The following is a 19,403-nucleotide window of genomic DNA, read 5'->3' on the forward strand; positions in this document are numbered from 1 at the left end:
TGATGCGTCTGTCGCGGATGGGGGCGATGTTTCCCACGCGCCTATCGTTTTTGCGCACCCTGATCCGCCGGCTGGCCGCTGAAAAGGTCACCGTTTCGCGCCCCGTTTGGGACATGTGCAAGGACGGTTTTGGCCATGCTGTTTATTCGCTGCGCCTTGGTTCTCACACCTATTCCCTTGTCGCCGTGTCCACCGATCTGCCGCCCGAAATGCGCACGGATCGCGTCATCGCCACCGCGTGGGACAGCGCGTATGTGCTTTATGACGGGGTGCCGGATGCGGCTGAAATCACCCGTATTCGCGCCGCCGCGCCCAAACAGGAAGCCGCCCGTTTCACCGAACGCGACCTGATCCTGAGCCGTGCCAATAAATCTGTGCGCCTGTTTGCCCATGTGGTCGCAGCATTGCGCGCCGGCCGCCAGCCCGACGCCGCCATGGTGCGCGATGTCGGTTACCTGATGCGGACAACGGCGGTGTACGGCAATGGTAAATTCGGCATCGCCGATCGCGCCTTGATTGACACACGCCCCGGACTTGAGGGGCCTTTCGCTGCGGAAATGCTGACCGTTTGGCTGATCCGCCACTTCACCCATGATCTGGTGGAACATGTGGGGCAGGGCGTTTTGGATGCGTCGTTGAAACGGCATCTGGGCATTGGCAATTCTACGGGCTTGGGCATGGCACCGTTTCTGGTGACGCACCCTGTTTTGCTGAACAACTGGATGCAGGCGCGCGAAACGGCGCTGGCACGGGTCCGCGCGATTGAAACGCTCGGCATGACCGAACAAACCCGCCTAAAGGCACTTGCCATGCGCGCGGCGCAGCATCTGGCCGAATGGAACGTGCCCGATACCCTACATCAGTCGCGGATCAATACGCTGCGCGAGGATTGGGGCGCTCTGTGCGAAAAGTTCGATTTCACCGGCCGACGCCCGTTAGACAGGGCGATGAATAGCGTGAAAAGCCACTCCGCTGACGTTCAGGAACTGACCGCTGCTTTGATGATCGAACCCTTCGGCGAAATAGTCGACGATTTGGCCGCGTGCATGGCCGATCCTGCCTTTGGTCATGGCCCGATGCCACGCGACACAGATGCGCTGCGCCGCGCAATCGAACGCAATTTCGCATGGGCGCTTGCGCCTGATTATGACGATCCCGCGTGCTGCGGCCAGTTCTGGTATGTGTCCGAAGCAAAACAGGAACCCCGTCTTGGCCAGAGGTTCAAGGAAAGCGGGGCCGACCGTGAAACGCCGTTGGATATCGGCCGCCGGATCAAATCGCTTTATCGCGATTTGCCGGAGAATACTGTGGCCACGTCGGACTTGTTGCAGTCCCGTCCGGATCATGCTTTGGCACTTGCGCGTGTGCAAATGGCCGCGCAATACCCATACGCTGAAATCCGCGACAACCTGATTGCATCGACCTGTTTGCCCATTGATATGCTGCGCTGCAAATTATCCTTTTTCGGCGCGTCCAAGTTTGACCCCAAATCCGACCGCTGGACCCGCATCACCCTATGCCAAGGCGCGCCGTTGGCCGCTGATCTGGCGCAGGAATGTGACGATTGGTGGTTGCCGGTGTTCGCGCCATGAAATGTTCTGCAAACGAAGTGATGACACTCGCTGCCAAGGCCGCACGCGGGGCAGGGGCCCCGCCCGCGCAGGCGGCAGATTTCGGAACCGCGGCGCTGCGCCATTTGCAGGCGGGGCGGGAGGTGCAGAACTTGACCGATGCCTTGGAACATTTGCCAACCGGTCCCATTCTTTTGCTGCCTTTACAGCTTTTGCGGATTGCGGAGAACACGCGGGACGATGTCGCCAGAGGTGAATTTTTGCGCGCTGAATGCGGGGGGCTGGCGCAAAGCTATCTTGATGCCCAGCCCTATGAAACGTTGATGGAAAAATCTGGAGATAGCGCGCGGGTGACACTGTTTCTCGACAAACCCAAGGCCACGCATATTTCCCATCGCGTGTTCATTCCAAATAGCCTTGTCACCCTTCTTCAAACCTATGCCGCGCGCATGCTGGTGCCTGAAACCGACGCCTCGCGCCTGTCCGGCGCGGGTGCGGGGTTAAGTGATAACGACTAGGTGCCGCGCCGCTTAGCCCGCACGGTGGGATCAGCCTGTGTCGGATCTTCGGGCCACGGGTGGCGCGGATAGCGGCCGCGCATGTCCTTGCGCACATCTGCATAGGAACTGACCCAAAACCCCGGCAAATCCATCGTCACCTGAACGGGGCGTTGACCGGGGGAAAGAAGCGTAATTTTTAACGGATTTCCCGCCACTTGCGGGTGCTGTGTGACCCCGAAAAGCTCTTGCAGGCGCAAAGCAATTTGCGGGGCTTCACCGTCGTAATCAATTGGCACCTTACGGCCCAGTGGCGTGACAAAATGCGCAGGTGCTGCGCGGTCCAGCGCTTGTTGCTGGTCCCAATCCAGACGCGCGCGCAGGGCGGGCAACAGATCAAACCCCTTCCACTGAGCGGCAGTGCGCAGGCCCGTCAGGTGGGGCAGCAGCCATTCCTCCAGCTCTTCCAGCAAAAGCGCTTCGCTGAAATCGGGAAAGCCGTCTGGCATCAGCCGTGCGCGCGCCAGAAACCGCGCGGCAGGCGGGGCGGGGTTCAGCCCCAGCTGGCGCACGCCGTCCAACATGGCACGGGCCACATCAGCCTCCGGCGCGTCCGGCCAAATGCGATCATCCAGAACCAAAGCGCCAAAGCGTTCGTGCCGGCGTGTTAACACCCGCCCTTCGCGGCGCGACCACAGGCAAACGTCATGCCACGCGATTTGCGCGCTGAACAGGCTGCGCAACTCAGCCTCGCTTAACCGCGCGGCCTGTCGCACTTTGGCTTCGCGCGGATTGCCGTCTAGATCGGTCGCAACGATCAGCCGTTCACCGGCCAGCGCATCGCCGTCACCAATCAGCGCCCCCTTGCCCCCCGAAAGCACATAGCGCGGCGCGTCTCCCTTGCGGCGCAACCCGATCCGGTCGGGATAGGCGAGCGCTGCCAAGGGGCCAAGGGCATCAGGCCCGTCGGCGTTCTGCCCTCGCTTCAACCGTTTCGCTTCTTGCCGGATGCGCGCAATGGTGGGGGCATGCGCATCGGCGCGGCTTTGCCGTCCCTCAATCACATCCATCCGCAGGGAAAGATCAACGCCTGCGCCGCGCAAAGGATCACGCTCTGCCAATAAAGCGGCAAGGGTGGCGCCCCGCGGCCCGCCCTGACCGACCATATGTGCAAGACGCGGATGCAAGGGCAGCGTCGACAGGGTACGGCCATGCGGCGTGATCCGGCCCGCGTCATCCAGAGCGCCGAGCATTTGCAAGACCGCCCGTGCCTCTGCCAGACGTCCCTCATGTGGCGGGGTGACAAAGGTCAGTTCCGACGCGTCCGCCCCCCAAACTGCCAGTTCCAGCGCAAAGCCGCTCAGATCCCCGACTTCGATTTCTGCTGGTGGAAAGGCGGCAAGCGCCCCTTCCTCGCCTTTGGTCCACAGCTTATAGGCCACGCCGGTCGACATGCGCCCCGCGCGACCTGCGCGCTGGGTCGCCTCGGCGCGGCTGACTTTTTCAGTGACAAGTTGTGACATGCCGGATGCGGGATCAAACCGCGCGCGCCGCGCCCGTCCTGCATCCACAACAATACGAATGCCTTCAATGGTCAGCGAGGTCTCCGCAATGGAGGTCGCCAGCACCACTTTGCGCCCTTTTTCTGCAGGGGCGATCGCGGCGCGTTGGGCTTTGAAATCCATTGCACCAAACAGCGAGGCCAGCGTGCAATCCGCAGGGAGTTGCGATTTCAACAGGGTTTCGACACGTCTGATCTCCGCCTCGCCGGGCAGGAACACCAACGCCGATCCGGCGGATTCTGACAACGCTTTCAACACCAGATCGGCGGTTGCCTGCTCAAGCCGCTGCTTTCCGACGGGGCGGTCCAACCAGACTGGCGTGACCTCGAAACTACGTCCCTCGGATGTGACTACGGGCGCTTCGATCAAGTCTGCGACCGGTGCGGCATCTAGCGTCGCGGACATCACCACCAGCATCAGATCGTCGCGCAAGGCACCGGCGACTTCCAGACACAGCGCCAACCCCAGATCGGCGTTAAGCGAGCGTTCGTGAAATTCGTCAAACACGACCGCGCCGACGCCGCGCAATTCGGGGTCGTCTTGCAACATCCGCGTCAGGATGCCCTCGGTCACCACCTCGATACGGGTGTCCTTGCTGATCGCAGAGGCACCGCGCACACGATATCCTACTGTTTCCCCGACCTTTTCATCCCGTGTCTGCGCCATGCGTTCGGCGGCGGCCCGCGCGGCAAGGCGGCGGGGTTCGAGCATCAGGATGCGCCCTTGCGTCAGTTCGCCATCCAGCATCGCCAAAGGCACACGGGTGGTTTTCCCCGCACCGGGCGGGGCTTGCAGGACCACACGTTTGTGCGTGCGCAGGGCGGTAATGACCTGCGGCAGGACGGCATCAATGGGCAAGGTGTCGGACATGGGGCGGTTATCGGTCAAAGCGCGGCAAAGGCCAAGGGTCTTGGGTCTGGACAAATCTGGCGGGGGCCGCAAAAGATGCGCTATGGATATCACGGACATTGCACAGCGCGTTAGCGCAGGCGAACGGCGTGCCTTGGCGCGCGCGATTACATTGGTTGAATCAGGGCGCGCGGACCATCGGGTTCTGGCGGGGCAACTGCTGGCTGCCCTGCCGCAAGACCGTCAGGCGCTGCGCATCGGGTTGTCGGGCACGCCGGGGGTGGGCAAATCGACGTTCATTGAAAGTTTCGGCATGATGCTGATCCGCCAAGGCTTGCGCGTTGCTGTGCTGGCGGTTGATCCGTCCTCATCACGTTCGGGCGGCTCTATTCTGGGCGACAAGACGCGGATGGATCTGCTGAGCCGCGAGGCGGACGCCTTTATCCGGCCTTCGCCCAGCCAGACCCATCTGGGTGGTGTGGCGCGGCGCAGCCGCGAAGCGGTGCGGCTGTGCGAGGCTGCGGGCTTTGACGTGGTGTTGATTGAAACTGTGGGCGTTGGCCAATCCGAAACCGTGGTTGCGGAAATGTCGGACCTGTTCTTGCTGCTGCTGGCCCCTGCGGGGGGCGACGAATTGCAGGGCGTCAAACGCGGCATCATGGAAATGGCGGATATTATTCTGGTGAACAAGGCGGATGGCGATCTGAAACCGGCGGCGGTACGCACGCAGGCGGATTATGCCGGTGCGCTGCGCCTGTTGCGCAAACGGCCGCAAGATCCCGACGGCTACCCCTTGGCAATGGCGGTTTCTGCCTTGCAGGAGAACGGGTTAGCGGAAGCCTGGGAAAGCATGACCGCTTTGGTCAACTGGCGCCGTGATGAAGGGTTCTGGGACAAAACACGGGCAGCGCAGGCGCGGTACTGGTTCGAGGAAGATGTGAAGCAACGCTTGTTGGCGCAGCTGCAAGGGGCAGAGGCGCGGGCGGCTTTGGCGGCGTTGGGCGATAAGGTAGCAGAGGGCGATGTAGACCCTTCCGCCGCCGCGCAAAGCTTTGTTGAAGGATTGGGGCGTTAGCGACCGCGCGCGGAAACTTTCGAAGTTTCCGGCCGTCTTATTTCAAAGAAAACGCTCACCCTGCCTTGGGGTGCGCCCGATTGTAAACTTCCATCAAACGCGCGGTATCCACCGCCGTATAGGCCTGTGTCGTGGACAAGGACGCATGCCCTAACAATTCCTGAATCGCACGCAAATCCCCTCCTGCGTCCAGCAGATGGGTCGCAAAGCTGTGGCGCATCGCATGGGGCGTTGCCGTCGCGGGCAAACCGAGCTGCATGCGCGCATCCGCCATTACCTTGGCAATCGAACGGGCCGACAAGGCACCGCCGCGAATGGCGCGAAACAAGGGGGCGTCCGGGGTCAACGGATGGGGGCACAGCCGCAGATAGGCATCCACGGCATCCCGCGCCGCCGGCAAAACCGGCACTACACGTTCTTTGCCGCCCTTCCCGATAATCCGCAGCGTTTCGGGCAAGGGCGCATCCCGTGCCAGCAAACCCAAGGCTTCGGAAATCCGCAAACCGCAGCCCCACAGCAACGTCAGCACCGCAACATCGCGGGCGGAAACCCAAGGGCGGTCTGATTGGATTTCGACGCAGTCAATCATCGCCTTGGCGGCATCAACGGCCAGCGGGCGGGGGAGCTTCTTTTGATACTTCGGGGCGCGGGTGGAAAGCACTGCGGTGGGTTCAAACCCTTCGCGTTCGGCCAACCAGCGATAAAACGCTTTGACCGCTGACAGTTTACGCGCCATCGAACGCGGCCCCACATCCGGTCCGCGCGTGCGCGCCATCCATGCCCGCATGTCGGTGATTTTGATCTCTGCCAAAGCACCCAAGCCTTGCGCTTGGGCCTTATGGGCGGTCATGAACGCGAGAAAATCGGCAACATCACCTTGATAGGCGGTGATCGTGTTTTCGGCAGCCCCTTTCAGGGCGCGTTGATGTTCCAGCCAGGTTTGCAGCGCATCCCGTGCGGCAGGGCTGATCAGCCCGATGTCGGTGGCCTGTTGCGCCCGGCTCAAGACAGCCAGCGGCGCATCGCGCGTTCAAATACGCCGGTGAAAAACGTCAGCAGATCAGTGCCTTGCTGCGGGCCGAACATATGCGGATCCTCAGACCCCAGCACCAGCAAACCGGGCAGACGGCCCGCGCCGAAGTCAAGTTTCAAGCACGCCTCGGAACGGACCCAGTCGGCTTTGCCATCATAGACATGTTCGGACGCGTCCTGCACCCCGCGCAGTGTCACCTGACGCGCAATGCCGCCGCGTCCGTGGGTCAGGTAATCATCGATGAAACCGGGTTCGGCGACACTTAACACATCCCCAAGTCGTTGCACCGCAGGGTCTTCGTCGTTTTGTACTGTTTCCAGCACCAACTTGACCGCATCGACCCGCAGGATATCGGCCACTTCGCCGCCCAGATCGCGCAGGAAGGATTCAAATTCGACCGGATCAAGCATGCGCAGGATCGCACGGTGGATCTGGTTGGTGCCGGCTAGGTTTTCATATGCGGCGGCGATCACGCTGCGGTGGGTGTCTTCCAGCCGGTCCAGCCGCGCCTCAAGCCGCTCCATCGCGATGCCGCGCAGATCGACGATATTGCCGCCCATCGCCTTTTCATTCGCTGCAATCAACGCCTGCATGACATCACTGTCATCAAGAATCACGTCTGGTTGCGAAATGATCGCCTCGCGCAGGACGTCATCTATCTTGGGGTTGCTGCTCATGGTCGTCTCTTTTTGATTTCGCATCTTATATCAGGGGGCAGGAAAAAAATCTGCCCCCAAGTTGTGCAAATGGTTACCTGTGGCGCATTGGCGTCAGAGGTGCGACAGGCGCAGATGCGCCGCCCGCCGGAGATACGAGAGGCAGGTCAGTGACCCGCCCACCGGATTTACAAGATGTTCTGACCGGTCTTGGCCCAGTCTTTCATGAACTGCTCCAGCCCTGCATTGGTCAGCGGGTGTGTCGCCAGCTTCTTGATCACCTCTGGCGGCGCGGTCATCACGTCGGCACCGATCAGGGCGCAGTCCTGCACATGCGCAACCGAACGGATCGACGCGGCAAGGATGTTGGTTTCAAAACCGTAGTTGTCATAAACCGTGCGGATGTCCTGAATAAGGTCCATGCCGTCGACGTTGATGTCGTCCAAACGGCCGATGAAGGGCGAAATGAACGTCGCACCGGCTTTGGCAGCCAGCAGCGCCTGATTGGCAGAGAAACACAGGGTGACATTGACCATACGGCCTTCGCCCGACAGCGTTTTACAGGCCTTCAACCCGTCCCATGTCAGCGGCAGTTTGATGGCGATATTGTCAGCGATTTCCGCCAGCTTGCGGCCCTCGGCGATCATGGCGTCGGCTTCCATGGCGACCACTTCGGCGCTGACGGGACCGGAAACAATGGAACAGATTTCCTTGGTGACTTCCATGATGTCACGGCCTGATTTCAGGATCAGCGAGGGGTTGGTGGTGACCCCGTCGACCATGCCCAGATCGTTCAGTTCGGCAATGGCGTCGATTTCGGCGGTATCTACAAAGAATTTCATGTGCGGTCCTTGCGGTTGGAGGGGGATGCATTGATCTTGGGTCTAGCGTAAGCCACGCGGACCTGAAACCCTCTTTTGTAGCGATGGAGCGCCTGTGAGCAGCCCAGAATTCTTTAACCACGGTGAACTGGTTGCGGTGATGAGCACGCAACCCCTTGGCCGTGCACTGGATTACAAAGCGCCCGAAGGGGGCTGCCATCTGGGCGCGTTTGTCGAGGTGCCGCTGGGGCCGCGCAAGGTTTTAGGCGTGGTTTGGGGGCCGGGCAAAGGCGATTATGATCTGGCGAAAATCCGCCATGTGATCCGCGTTCTGGATGCCGCACCAATGCGCGGCGAGATGCGCAGCTTTCTGGAACGTGCAGCGGCCTACACATTGACGCCAATGCCCGCGATGCTGCGCCTTGCCACACGCGCACCGGGTTTGGGGGATACGCCGTCGATGCGCAAAGTTTACCGCCGCGGGACGGCGGAACCCAATAAAATGACCGATGCCAGACGGCGGGTGCTGGACACGCTGGATGAATATGGCGACCTGTCTTTCACGTTGAAAGAGTTGGCGGATATGGCGGGGGTGACTGCGTCCGTTGTGAAAGGGCTGGTGGCCCAAGACGCTGTGCGCGAAGAGGAATCACCGCGCGATGTGCCGTTCCTGCGCATGGACCCCGAGCTGCCCAGCAAAGAGTTGACGCAAGATCAGGCTGCGGCAGCTGCGGTTATGGACGAAGGGGTGCGTTCGGGCAAATACGGCACGACGCTGCTGCGCGGGGTGACCGGATCAGGCAAAACCGAAGTCTATCTGGAAGCTGTGGCCGCCGCCTTGCGCGCAGGGCGGCAGGCTCTGGTCTTGCTGCCGGAGATTGCGCTGACCGAGCAGTTTCTGGAACGGGTGCAGGAACGGTTCGGTGCCAAACCCGCTGAATGGCATTCCGGTGCAACGATGACCGAACGTCGCAGGATCTGGCGCATGGTGGGACAAGGTCAGTGCCAAGTTGTGATCGGGGCGCGGTCGGCCCTGTTTTTGCCCTATCAGAATTTGGGCCTGATTGTGGTCGATGAGGAACATGACAGCTCTTACAAGCAGGAAGAGGGCGTGCTGTACAACGCCCGCGATATGGCCGTTTTGCGCGCAGCGATCTGTGGCGCGCAGGTGGTTCTGGCCAGTGCGACGCCTTCGCTGGAATCCTGGGCGAACGTGGAGGCGGGGAAGTATCGCCGGCTTGATCTGACATCGCGGTTTGGTCCGGCGGTGATGCCGCAGATGGGCGCGATTGACATGCGGGCGGAGGGGTTGAAAAGCGACCGGTGGGTTTCTCCCACCCTACAGGGTGAGGTGAACAAGCGTTTGGAGCGGGGAGAACAGGCGATGCTGTTCATCAACCGCCGTGGCTATGCGCCGATTACCTTGTGTCGGGCGTGCGGCCATCAGATCGGCTGTGACGATTGTGATGCGCGGATGGTAGAACATCGTTTTCTAAAACGGCTGGTCTGTCATCAGTGCGGCGAAAGCAAACCGATGCCGGAGGCCTGTCCCAATTGCGAAGTCGAGGGCAAGCTGGCCCCTGTCGGGCCGGGGGTGGAGCGATTGGGCGAAGAAGCGGCCGAGATCTGGCCGGATGCAAAAATCGCGACGTTGAGTTCGGACATGTACGGATCGGCGCGGGCGTTGAAGGCCGAAATCGCAGGGATTGCGCAAGGAGCCGCAGATATTGTGATTGGCACGCAACTGGTGGCCAAAGGGCATAACTTTCCAAACCTGACCCTCGTTGGTGTCATCGACGCCGACCTCGGATTGCAGGGGTCGGATTTGCGTGCGGCCGAGCGGACCTTTCAGCTGATGCGGCAGGTGGCGGGGCGCGCGGGTCGGGCAGAAGCGCCCGGTGCGGCTCTTTTGCAGACCTACCAGCCCGAGCATCCTGTAATCCGCGCCATTCTTGCAGGGGATGAGGAAACATTCTGGGCGGCGGAGGCGGCAGAGCGCAAGCAAGCGGGCGTGCCGCCCTACGGGCGCATGGCGGGGATTATTCTGAGCGGGCCAGACGTGGCGGCGGTATTTGAGGCGGGCAATCTGCTGGCGCGCAATGACGGGGCCTTGCGACGGATCGGCGCGCAGGTGTTCGGACCGGCACCGGCCCCGATCGCACGGGTGCGCGGGCGGCATCGGGTCAGGTTGCTGGTGAAGGCCGAAAAGTCGGCACCGTTGCAAGAGGCCTTGGCGGTTTGGGTGGCGCAGGTGCGGCTGAAGGGGGATTTGCGTTTGGCCGTGGATATCGACCCGCAGAGTTTTTACTGAGGTCGCTTGGAAAATATTGCCGCTGCGATTTTGTGAGCGCGGTGCAGGGGCAAACGCTGGCGGGCGGCGCGCGCAGGGCGTGCGGACAGTATATAAGGCCAAAAAGAGGGGCAGTTGGTGCGGCGTTTTGGGGCCGCCTGTGCGCAGGGCGGTGATGTGGCGGTGGTTTTCTGTATCGTCATTCTGCTGTGACGGGCGTAAGGGGGAAGGATGACACAGTATATTTCCCTTGAGGAGGCGAAAGCCCTTCCGTTCTGGCGTAGGCCTGTTTCACTGCTGTTTCTGATGGCGCTGGCGATGCCGATCGCCTTTAACACCTGGTCTGCTTTGTTGAATAACTTCGTGATCGAGGTCGCGGATTTTGACGGGGCCGACATCGGGTTGTTGCACACGGTGCGTGAAATACCTGGGTTTCTGGCCGTTGGGGTGATTGCAATTATCATCTTTGTTCGTGAACAGGTTTTGGGCTTGGTCGCGCTGGTGCTGCTTGGGGCCGCGACGGCTGTTACTGCATGGTTTCCATCAATGGGCGGTATTTTGACGATCACCATGCTCAGCTCAATCGGGTTTCATTACTATGAAACGGTGAATCAATCCTTGCAGCTGCAATGGCTCAAGATTGAAGACGCACCGCGCATGTTGGGCTGGCTTTTGGCGACGGGGTCTTTTGCTACGCTGCTTGCTTATCTGGCGATTATGGCGCTTTGGGAGACCTTGAGTCTATCTTATAATATTGTCTATCTGGCTGGCGGTGGCGTTACGGTGGTTATCGCGCTTTTTGCCATGGTGGCCTATCCGCAGTTCGAGGCCCCCACGCCGCAGAATAAAACCATGGTGCTGAGACGCCGCTATTGGCTTTATTACGCATTGCAATTCATGGGGGGCGCGCGGCGACAGATTTTCGTGGTTTTCGCGGGTTTTATGATGGTCGAGCGGTTCGGCTATGAAGTGCATGAAATCACCACGCTTTATCTGATCAACCTTGTGGCCAACATTTTTATTGCGCCCCTGATGGGCCGCGCGGTGGGGTATTTTGGCGAGCGCCGCACGCTGGGATTTGAATATATCGGGCTGGTGCTGGTGTTTCTCAGCTATGGCGGGGTGTATTATCTGGGCTGGGGCGTTGTGGTCGCTGCGATGCTCTATGTGCTGGATCATATGTTTTTCGGGCTGGCGATGGCGCAGAAAACCTACTTTCAAAAGATTGCGGACCCGGCGGATATTGCACCGACGGCGGCTGTTGCCTTTACCATCAATCACATCGCAGCGGTGTTTTTGCCTGTGGGATTGGGCCTGCTTTGGTTGGTTTCGCCGGCGGCAGTGTTTTTTCTGGCGGCAGGGATGGCGGCGGTTTCTTTTGCGCTTGCGATGCTGATCCCGCGCCATCCGACACGGGGCAACGAGACGATATTCAGCGCGGGCTTGCCGCAGGCGGCGCAGTAACATGGAGCCGGGCCGCTTTTTGAGCGGTGGCACCATGGGGCATGTGGTGCGGATGACGGCCACCGGTGCCATGGGTATTACTTTTGTTTTTCTTGTTGATGCGGCGAACCTGTTCTGGATCAGCCAGCTGGGCGATCCGCAACTGGTTGCGGCCATCGGGTTTGCCTATGCCGTGCAGTTCTTTTCGGTCTCCATCGCGGTGGGGTTGATGATTGCCGCCACTGCGGTGATTTCGCGCAGCATCGGCATGGGAAATCGGGATCAAGCGCGCCGGCAAGCGGGCGCGGGGGGTGTGATTTCCGTCACTATCCTGACCTGCGTAATCGCGCTGATTGTCGGCTTTAGGCATCAACTTATAGGGTTCGCGGGGGCCGAGGGAGAAACCGCGCGGTTGGCGGCGCGGTATCTGTCGATCACCATTCCTTCGCTTATTCCCATGTCCGCAGCGCTGGTGTTGTCAGGTGCCTTGCGCGCTGATGGTTATGGGGCCAAGGCCATGTATATCACACTGTTTTCCGGTGTGGTGTTGATGCTGATTGATCCGGTTCTGATCTTCTGGATGGGTTTGGAGCTGGACGGGGCGGCCATCGGGCTGGTGCTGTTTCGCTTTTGCTTGCTGGGGCTGGCTGTGTTCTTTGCGGTAATCCAGATGAAGCTGGTCGACCGCCCGACGTGTCAGACATTGCGCAACATTGCGGGGCCGTTTTTGATGGTTGCGGGACCGGCGATTGCGACCCAGATGTCGACACCTGCGGGGAATTACCTGCTTACGATCGTAATGGCGCAATTTGGCGATGCCGCGATGGCGGCCTGGGCAGTGATCGGGCGGCTGACGGTTGTGGTCTTTGGCGGTGTTTTTGCCTTGTCCGGGGCCATTGGCGGAATCTTTGGACAGAACTACGGTGCCGGCCAAATGGCGCGTGTGCGCAGTACCTACCGTGATGCGTTGATCTTTTGCTTTATATACACGCTGGTCGCTTGGGCGCTGATGCTTTTGGCGACGCCTTATATCATTACCGCCTTTGGCCTGACTGGGGTGGGGGTTGATGTGTTGCGATCCTTTACCCTGGTTGGCGTCGGTGGGTTCGTGTTCATCGGGGCGCTATTTGTATCGAACGCAGCCTTCAACAATCTGGGGCGGCCCTCGCGCTCGACCTTGGTCAACTGGACCAAAGACGGCGTGCTAAGTTATCCTGCAGCGGCGGCGCTGACGGGCATGTTCGGCGCCACCGGGGTGATCTACGGACAGGCGCTTGCGGGCGGTGTGATGGGCGTTATCGCCGCGACATGGGGCTGGTTCTATGTAAAAGGGCTGCACAACCCGGACAGTCCGGCCCTTGACCCTGTGCCGCCACGCGCCTACCCGAACCCAGACAAACACCGGAGACGATAATGACCACATTTACCGCACTGACCACACTTGAGGGCCGCGACTCCGCATATGCGCTGGGCGACGCGATGGAGCGGTTGACGCCGGAACCCACAGGCGTGGGCGTTTTCGAGATGGAAGACGGGTCGGGCCTGTGGGAAGTCGGCGGCTATTTCGAGGACGCGCCGGACGAGACCGCACTGGCGGTCCTGTCCGCAGCAATGGGCGCAAAGCCTTTTGTTGTGTCACAATTACCGGAAACCGATTGGGTTGCGCATGTGCGCCGTGAACTGGCACCGGTCGAGGCGGGACGTTTCTTTGTCTATGGGTCGCATGACGCGGATAAGGTGCCCGACGATTGCGAACCCTTGTTGATCGAGGCCGCGATGGCATTCGGTACGGGGCATCATGGCACGACGCTGGGTTGCTTGCGCGCTTTGGACCGGCTGGCGACAGACGGGTTTGCCGGCAAGCATGTGGTTGACGTGGGTTGCGGTACCGCCGTGCTGGCGATGGCGGCGGCGCGGATCTGGCCCGAAACCGTGCTGGCCAGCGATATCGACGAGGTCGCAGTAGAGGTTGCACAAGCCAATGTCACAGCCAACGGGTTGGACGGACGGGTTGAATGTGTCGAGGCGGCAGGCTTTGATCATACGCAACTTGCAGCAGCGGCCCCGTTTGATCTGGTGTTCGCGAATATCCTCAAGGGGCCATTGATCGCTTTGGCACCGGATATGGCCGCAGCATTGCAGCCCGGGGGCTATGCGATTCTGTCCGGTATTTTAAATGAACAGGCTGACGAGGTGATTGAGGTTTATGCACGATCCGGCGTCAATCTTATGCACCGTGAAAGCATTGTTGACTGGACGACGCTCACGCTTCAAAAAAAGACCTAAATTGAGGGGTTTTTAAGGTCTATTTGAGGCAGTTGCCCAGATTTCGCCACATTCTTTGGCTAATACTTTCTTAACAACGGTGGGGGCCGATTGTTAAATGAGAGACTGCTGCCATGCGGGTTGAGAACCACGACCACTTTGTAAATCGCCTGACTTCACTTGGGCGTAAGCATCAGAAAATGACACATGGTTACACGACAAAGGTCGGCAAGGATGGCTTGATCGTTGTGAAACCGAAACGTCGTCCTGCGCGGGGCGGCGGGGCAATCAAGCTGGTTGCGCTGGCGGTAATCGGCCTGATCGGGTTCAAAGCCTTTGCATTGGTTTCTGTCGGTCCGGTGACCTACAATGAACGTCTGGCCAAGCTTGAAGGCGGTACAGTGATTGAACAGGTCGGTGCCAAGGCGCTTGCCATTGATCCAGTGACCGAAGTAATTGCCGGTTCTGTCGGCCCGACGCTGCGTTAAGAATTCAAACCGGTCTGCATGCGGATGCTGACCGGTACATCACCCGGGTTTGCTTTCTTGAAAGCATAAAAAAGCCGCGCTTCTGAGGGTCAGAGCGCGGCTTTTGGTTGTCCATATTCCAACATCATCGGAACGGCGTCAGCGCAACGCGGCAGATCAGCTCTGCCGCGGGGCTGGTTTAGCGGAAGAAGTTTGTCTGTGCGACGGCGTCGATGTCGCCACGGACCAGACCAATATCGTCCAGCTCGCGGTCGGACAGGGAAGACAGGGCGCTGCGTGTAACGCGGGAGTCATTCCATGCGACAACAGCAGAAATGCTGCGTGTGATGAAGGATGAAACGGCTGATGTGGAGCCGTATACGGGGCGGGATGTGTCGAAAGCTGCCATGTGAGCCGTCCTTTTGTGAGTATGTTATGCTGATTTTCTCAGCGGTATGAGCGGCAAATAGGCGGTAAATAAAAACCGTACAATGCCCGTAGCTGCATGTGTGATCTGCGTCTGGTGCATAGGTGGAAATTAAGGTTAACCCGCGTAAAATTAAGGAAAAATTGCGACCCGTCTCATGTCGCTTTTGGCACGGAAGAGGGCGAAAAGCGTCACCGATGTCCGGTTGCGACAAGGTGCGTGTCGCAAACAGGCATTGCGACTAGGGCTTGGCGGATGTTCGCGTTTCGTGCTAATGCATCAAAAAAGCAACAAAAAAGATCGAGAGCAGGGCGATGATGCGAATAATCGGCATTGATCCGGGGTTACGTAACCTTGGCTGGGGGGTGATTGATGTGGATGGCAACCGACTCAGCCATGTTGCCAATGGCGTATGCCAGTCCCAAGGAGATGAACCGCTGGCGCAACGTCTGCTTGATCTGCATCAGCAGCTGACACAGGTTTTCGCGACCTATCAACCGGTATCGGCAGCGATTGAACAGACCTTTGTGAACAAGGACGGGGCAGGAACGCTAAAACTGGGGCAGGCGCGCGGCATTGCGATGCTGGTGCCCGCACAGGCGGGGTTGCCTGTGGGGGAATATGCCCCCAACAAAATCAAGAAAACGGTCGTCGGCGCGGGCCATGCGGACAAACAGCAGGTTGCGCATATGGTTAAAGTGCAATTGCCCGGTGTCGTGTTGAACGGACCGGACGCAACAGACGCTTTGGCCATTGCCATCTGTCATGCGCATCACGGCGGGGCCAGTTCACTGGCGGCAGCAGTAGCGAGGGCAAGCGCATGATTGGAAAGATTACCGGACGGATCGAGTATCGTGCATTGGATCATCTGCTGATTGACGTGCGCGGTGTCGGGTATCTGGTGTATTGTTCGGAGCGCACGCTTGCGGCACTTCCCGCTGTGGGCGAGGTGACCGCGCTTTATACGGATCTGGTGGTGCGTGAAGATCTGATGCAACTTTTCGGTTTCCAGACCTTGGTTGAGAAAGAATGGCACCGCTTGCTGACCTCGGTGCAGGGGATCGGGGCCAAGGCATCCTTGGCAATCCTGGGCGCACTTGGACCGGACGGTGTCAGCCGCGCAATTGCGCTGGGGGACTGGAACGCGGTGAAGGCGGCCAAAGGTGTAGGTCCGAAGATTGCGCAGCGGGTTGTGCTTGACTTGAAAGACAAGGCACCAAGTGTGATGGCCATGTCTGGCACTTTGGTCGAGGCGCAAGGAGAGGTCGAGGCCGAAGTGCTGGAGCCGATCACACCGGTGAAACGCGCAGCATCCGCACCGAACGCGTCAGCGCAGGCGGAAGCCATGTCGGCGCTGGGCAATCTGGGCTACAGTCCCGGTGACGCGGCGGCCGCGGTGGCACAGGCGGCAGGCGAGGCGCCAGATGCAGAAACCCCCGCACTTATTCGCGCCGCGTTGAAACTACTGGCTCCCAAAGGGTAGGGTGCGCTCATCAAGCCCTGACGGGTTTTCTTCGCCTAAAGGATAATCGTGACCGAAATTGACCCCACCGTGCGGCCTGACCCGATGCCGGAAGACTTTGACCGCGCATTGCGACCGCAATTGCTGTCCGAATTCGTCGGGCAAGCCGAGGCGCGATCAAATCTGGCCGTGTTCATCCAATCCGCCAAGCAGCGCGGCGAAGCGATGGACCATACTTTGTTTCACGGCCCCCCCGGTTTGGGGAAAACGACTTTGGCGCAGATCATGTCGCGCGAATTGGGGGTGGGGTTTCGCATGACCTCCGGCCCCGTGCTGGCCAAGGCAGGCGATCTGGCGGCGATCCTGACAAATCTCGAAGCGCGCGATGTGTTGTTCATCGACGAAATTCACCGGTTGAATCCAGCGGTGGAAGAGGTGCTGTATCCGGCGCTGGAAGATTTTGAGCTGGATCTGGTAATCGGCGAGGGGCCTGCCGCACGCACCGTGCGCATTGAATTGCAGCCCTTTACACTGGTTGGTGCCACCACCCGCATGGGCCTTTTGACGACGCCGTTGCGCGACCGCTTCGGCATTCCGACAAGGTTGCAGTTTTACACCGAAGACGAGTTGTTCATCATCGTGGACCGGAACGCGCGCAAACTGGGTGCCCCTGCCGATGAGGGTGGTGCGCGCGAGATCGCCAAGCGGGCGCGCGGCACGCCGCGGATTGCCGGACGGCTGTTGCGCCGTGTGGTGGATTTTGCCGTTGTTGAGGGCAACGGGCACGTGACCCGCGAACTGGCGGATATGGCGCTGACGCGTCTGGGGGTGGATCATCTGGGGCTGGATGGTGCGGACCGGCGGTACCTGCGTCTGATCGCAGAGAATTATCAGGGCGGACCGGTCGGGATTGAAACCATGTCTGCAGCTTTGAGTGAATCGCGTGATGCGTTAGAGGAAGTCATCGAGCCGTTCCTGCTGCAGCAGGGGTTGATCCAGCGCACCCCGCGCGGGCGGATGTTGGCACAGAAGGCATGGACCCATTTGGGCATGACCCCGCCAAAGTCGCAGAGCGATTTGTTCGGATGATCTGTTGGTTGTGAGTTTAAGGGCAAAATGAAGATGGATGTTGCGCAGATTGAGGGGCTTTTTACCCGCTCGGATGGTAGTTTTGCATTTGCACGGTGGGGGCGGCCGGTTTGTCCGGTGGTCTTTGGTGTGGATGATGCGACGCTGGGTGTTGTGAAGGGCGCGATCGACGCGGTCTGCAATCTTGCCGGGCATGAGATGGGCGAAATGGATGCGGAATTGGGGTCGAACCTGATGATGTTCTTTTTCACCGATTGGGCCGAATTGCTGGAGGTGCCGGGGATGGATCGGCTGGTGCCGGACCTTGCCCCTTTGGTCGCGCGCCTGCAAAGTGTGGAGGCCAATCAGTACCGGTTTTTCCGCTTTGACGAACGTGGCGCGATCAAAGCCTGTTTCGTGTTTTTGCGCATGGACCAGCACTTGAACGATGTGCCCGCAAAGACCCTTGCGCTCAGCCAGATCGTACAGTCGATCCTGCTGTGGTCGGACAGCGCATTTCAAGACCGTTCGCCACTGATGGTCGCGCAAGATGCAACCGTCCTGCGGCCGGACATCGCCGCGCTGATCCGCGCGTCCTATGATCCTGTGCTGCCGGTGGTGGCACAGGACAAAAGTCACGCGCTTAGGTTGTCCGCAAGAGTGCAAGCCTTGATTGAGGTGCAGCAATGAGCCATTCGTTCCCCGTGCGAATTTTCTACGAAGACACCGACATGGCTGGCATCGTCTATTATGCCAACTACCTGAAATACATCGAACGGGCGCGCTCTGATATCGTTGAACAGTTAGGGGTGGATCAACGCGCGATGCGTGAGGAAGATGTTGTTTTCGTGATCACGCGGGTCGAAGCCGATTACCTCAGCGCGGCGCGGTTCGGGGACCGGCTGGAAGTACGCACAACGCATTACGCCAAAGGGGCTGTGCGCTGGATGTTCGATCAGGATGTGTTGCGCGGGGACGAGGTGCTTTTCCGCGCCAAAGTCACGGCCGTTTGCATGACAACAGCCGGAAAACCCATCCGTCTGCCAGCAAAACTCCGCTCAGTATTGCCGTTGCCAGCGCAATAGCGCCATTCTTCTGGCTTTCGCTCTTGTACTTCGCTAGATTCTGCACAAATGAGCCTCGAAAACGGGGCCGTAAGGCAGTAGCTGCGCAAGCGGTGTATAAAAAGAGCAGGTATCATGGAAGCAGAGACGCTGGCATTGGCGCAGGAGATTGATTTCTCCATGTGGGGGTTGTTCGCGCGGGCGACATTTACGGTCAAACTTGTGATGGTCATGCTGATCCTCGCCTCCTTTTGGTCCTGGTCGATCATCATTCAAAAAACCATCCAGTACCGCAAGGCACGCGCTGGCAACGAATCCTTTGATCAGGCTTTCTGGTCGGGTGAGCCGCTGGACGGGCTTTACGAACAGATCGGGCCGGACCCTGACGGCGCGTCAGAAAAGGTATTTGCCGCGGGCATGACGGAATGGCGCCGTTCGCACCGCGAGGATGGCGGTTTGATCCCCGGAGCCACAGCGCGGATTGATCGCAGCATGGACGTGGCGATCGCCAAAGAAGCGGACCGTTTGCAAAAGGGTTTGACGGTGTTGGCGACGGTTGGCTCGTCTACGCCCTTCATCGGGTTGTTCGGGACCGTGATGGGGATCATGAACGCCTTTATCGAAATTGCAGAGCAGCAGAACACCAACCTTGCCGTTGTGGCACCCGGTATTGCCGAGGCGCTTTTGGCGACAGGACTGGGGCTGTTGGCGGCGATTCCGGCGGTTATCTTTTATAACAAGCTGAATGCGGACAGTGAGCGTATCATCGGCAATCACGAAGCCTTTGCCGACGAGTTCGCTACGATCCTCAGCCGCCAGTTGGACGCCTGAACCGTGGGGGCGGGCGCGATCA

Annotated in this window: 19 protein-coding genes; 14 read left to right on the top strand and 5 right to left on the bottom strand. The window is 59.7% G+C overall.

All coding sequences use genetic code 11. From position 1 onward, the window contains the following. Positions 1 to 2 precede the first annotated feature (2 nt). Both Z947_RS0108985 and Z947_RS22265 read left to right on the top strand, forming a co-directional pair. Positions 3 to 1,592, top strand: a complete 1,590-nt coding sequence (locus tag Z947_RS0108985) for a hypothetical protein (protein WP_052880650.1) — start codon at positions 3 to 5, stop codon at positions 1,590 to 1,592. Next, positions 1,589 to 2,089: a hypothetical protein gene (locus Z947_RS22265; RefSeq protein WP_037938821.1), complete on the top strand. Its 501-nt coding sequence runs from the start codon at positions 1,589 to 1,591 to the stop codon at positions 2,087 to 2,089. Before Z947_RS0108985 ends, Z947_RS22265 begins: the two co-directional genes overlap by 4 nt. Here Z947_RS22265 and hrpB read toward each other — a convergent pair. Continuing rightward, positions 2,086 to 4,500 (bottom strand): ATP-dependent helicase HrpB, encoded by a 2,415-nt coding sequence (gene hrpB, locus Z947_RS0108995; protein WP_025043974.1) that lies wholly within the window; start codon positions 4,498 to 4,500, stop codon positions 2,086 to 2,088. The two genes, Z947_RS22265 and hrpB, sit on opposite strands and share 4 nt — an antisense overlap. Before the next feature lie 82 nt (positions 4,501 to 4,582). Here hrpB and meaB point away from each other — a divergent pair, with 82 nt between their 5' ends. Continuing rightward, complete coding sequence (gene meaB / locus Z947_RS0109000; RefSeq protein ID WP_025043975.1) at positions 4,583 to 5,554, top strand: methylmalonyl Co-A mutase-associated GTPase MeaB; 972 nt, start codon at positions 4,583 to 4,585, stop codon at positions 5,552 to 5,554. A gap of 55 nt (positions 5,555 to 5,609) precedes the next feature. On the opposite strand, the gene Z947_RS0109005 is transcribed toward meaB, so the two are convergent. From Z947_RS0109005 to fsa, 3 genes are all read right to left on the bottom strand, one after another. Then, a complete protein-coding gene (locus tag Z947_RS0109005; RefSeq protein ID WP_025043976.1) occupies positions 5,610 to 6,533 on the bottom strand; it encodes a tyrosine recombinase XerC in 924 nt (307 codons plus the stop codon). A gap of 23 nt (positions 6,534 to 6,556) precedes the next feature. Next, a complete protein-coding gene (locus Z947_RS0109010) occupies positions 6,557 to 7,264 on the bottom strand; it encodes a DUF484 family protein (RefSeq protein WP_025043977.1) in 708 nt (235 codons plus the stop codon). Between the two features lie 167 nt (positions 7,265 to 7,431). Continuing rightward, entirely contained in the window at positions 7,432 to 8,085 is a 654-nt protein-coding gene (gene fsa, locus Z947_RS0109015) for a fructose-6-phosphate aldolase (protein WP_025043978.1), read from the bottom strand. A 94-nt stretch (positions 8,086 to 8,179) separates the two neighbouring features. On the opposite strand from fsa, the gene Z947_RS0109020 reads away from it, so the two are divergent. From Z947_RS0109020 to Z947_RS0109040, 5 genes are all read left to right on the top strand, one after another. Beyond that, positions 8,180 to 10,375, top strand: a complete 2,196-nt coding sequence (locus Z947_RS0109020) for a primosomal protein N' (RefSeq protein WP_025043979.1) — start codon at positions 8,180 to 8,182, stop codon at positions 10,373 to 10,375. A gap of 210 nt (positions 10,376 to 10,585) precedes the next feature. Further along, entirely contained in the window at positions 10,586 to 11,818 is a 1,233-nt protein-coding gene (locus Z947_RS0109025) for an MFS transporter (protein WP_025043980.1), read from the top strand. A gap of 19 nt (positions 11,819 to 11,837) precedes the next feature. After that, entirely contained in the window at positions 11,838 to 13,211 is a 1,374-nt protein-coding gene (locus tag Z947_RS0109030; protein ID WP_240477529.1) for an MATE family efflux transporter, read from the top strand. Further along, the gene (locus Z947_RS0109035; protein ID WP_025043982.1) at positions 13,211 to 14,083 is read left to right on the top strand and encodes a 50S ribosomal protein L11 methyltransferase; all 873 of its coding nucleotides are present in this window, start codon (positions 13,211 to 13,213) and stop codon (positions 14,081 to 14,083) included. The genes Z947_RS0109030 and Z947_RS0109035 overlap by 1 nt, the downstream gene beginning before the upstream one ends. A 179-nt stretch (positions 14,084 to 14,262) precedes the next feature. Then, on the top strand, positions 14,263 to 14,550 hold the full coding sequence (locus Z947_RS0109040; protein WP_138058579.1) for a hypothetical protein: 288 nt from the start codon (positions 14,263 to 14,265) through the stop codon (positions 14,548 to 14,550). 178 nt (positions 14,551 to 14,728) lie between these two features. On the opposite strand, the gene Z947_RS0109045 is transcribed toward Z947_RS0109040, so the two are convergent. Then, the gene (locus Z947_RS0109045; protein WP_025043984.1) at positions 14,729 to 14,938 is read right to left on the bottom strand and encodes a DUF1127 domain-containing protein; all 210 of its coding nucleotides are present in this window, start codon (positions 14,936 to 14,938) and stop codon (positions 14,729 to 14,731) included. A gap of 332 nt (positions 14,939 to 15,270) precedes the next feature. On the opposite strand from Z947_RS0109045, the gene ruvC reads away from it, so the two are divergent. From ruvC to tolQ, 6 genes are all read left to right on the top strand, one after another. Beyond that, the gene (gene ruvC, locus Z947_RS0109050) at positions 15,271 to 15,780 is read left to right on the top strand and encodes a crossover junction endodeoxyribonuclease RuvC (RefSeq protein WP_025043985.1); all 510 of its coding nucleotides are present in this window, start codon (positions 15,271 to 15,273) and stop codon (positions 15,778 to 15,780) included. Then, complete coding sequence (ruvA, locus tag Z947_RS0109055; protein WP_025043986.1) at positions 15,777 to 16,439, top strand: Holliday junction branch migration protein RuvA; 663 nt, start codon at positions 15,777 to 15,779, stop codon at positions 16,437 to 16,439. Before ruvC ends, ruvA begins: the two co-directional genes overlap by 4 nt. A gap of 48 nt (positions 16,440 to 16,487) precedes the next feature. Then, complete coding sequence (gene ruvB / locus Z947_RS0109060) at positions 16,488 to 17,507, top strand: Holliday junction branch migration DNA helicase RuvB (protein ID WP_025043987.1); 1,020 nt, start codon at positions 16,488 to 16,490, stop codon at positions 17,505 to 17,507. Between the two features lie 33 nt (positions 17,508 to 17,540). Beyond that, positions 17,541 to 18,176 carry a hypothetical protein gene (locus Z947_RS0109065; RefSeq protein WP_025043988.1) on the top strand — a complete coding sequence of 212 codons (636 nt, stop codon included), beginning with the start codon at positions 17,541 to 17,543 and terminating at the stop codon, positions 18,174 to 18,176. Further along, the gene (locus Z947_RS0109070) at positions 18,173 to 18,571 is read left to right on the top strand and encodes a YbgC/FadM family acyl-CoA thioesterase (protein ID WP_025043989.1); all 399 of its coding nucleotides are present in this window, start codon (positions 18,173 to 18,175) and stop codon (positions 18,569 to 18,571) included. Before Z947_RS0109065 ends, Z947_RS0109070 begins: the two co-directional genes overlap by 4 nt. A gap of 114 nt (positions 18,572 to 18,685) precedes the next feature. After that, entirely contained in the window at positions 18,686 to 19,381 is a 696-nt protein-coding gene (gene tolQ, locus Z947_RS0109075) for a protein TolQ (RefSeq protein WP_025043990.1), read from the top strand. Positions 19,382 to 19,403: the final 22 nt, after the last annotated feature.

Source organism: Sulfitobacter geojensis (genome assembly GCF_000622325.1).
Classification (GTDB): domain Bacteria; phylum Pseudomonadota; class Alphaproteobacteria; order Rhodobacterales; family Rhodobacteraceae; genus Sulfitobacter; species Sulfitobacter geojensis.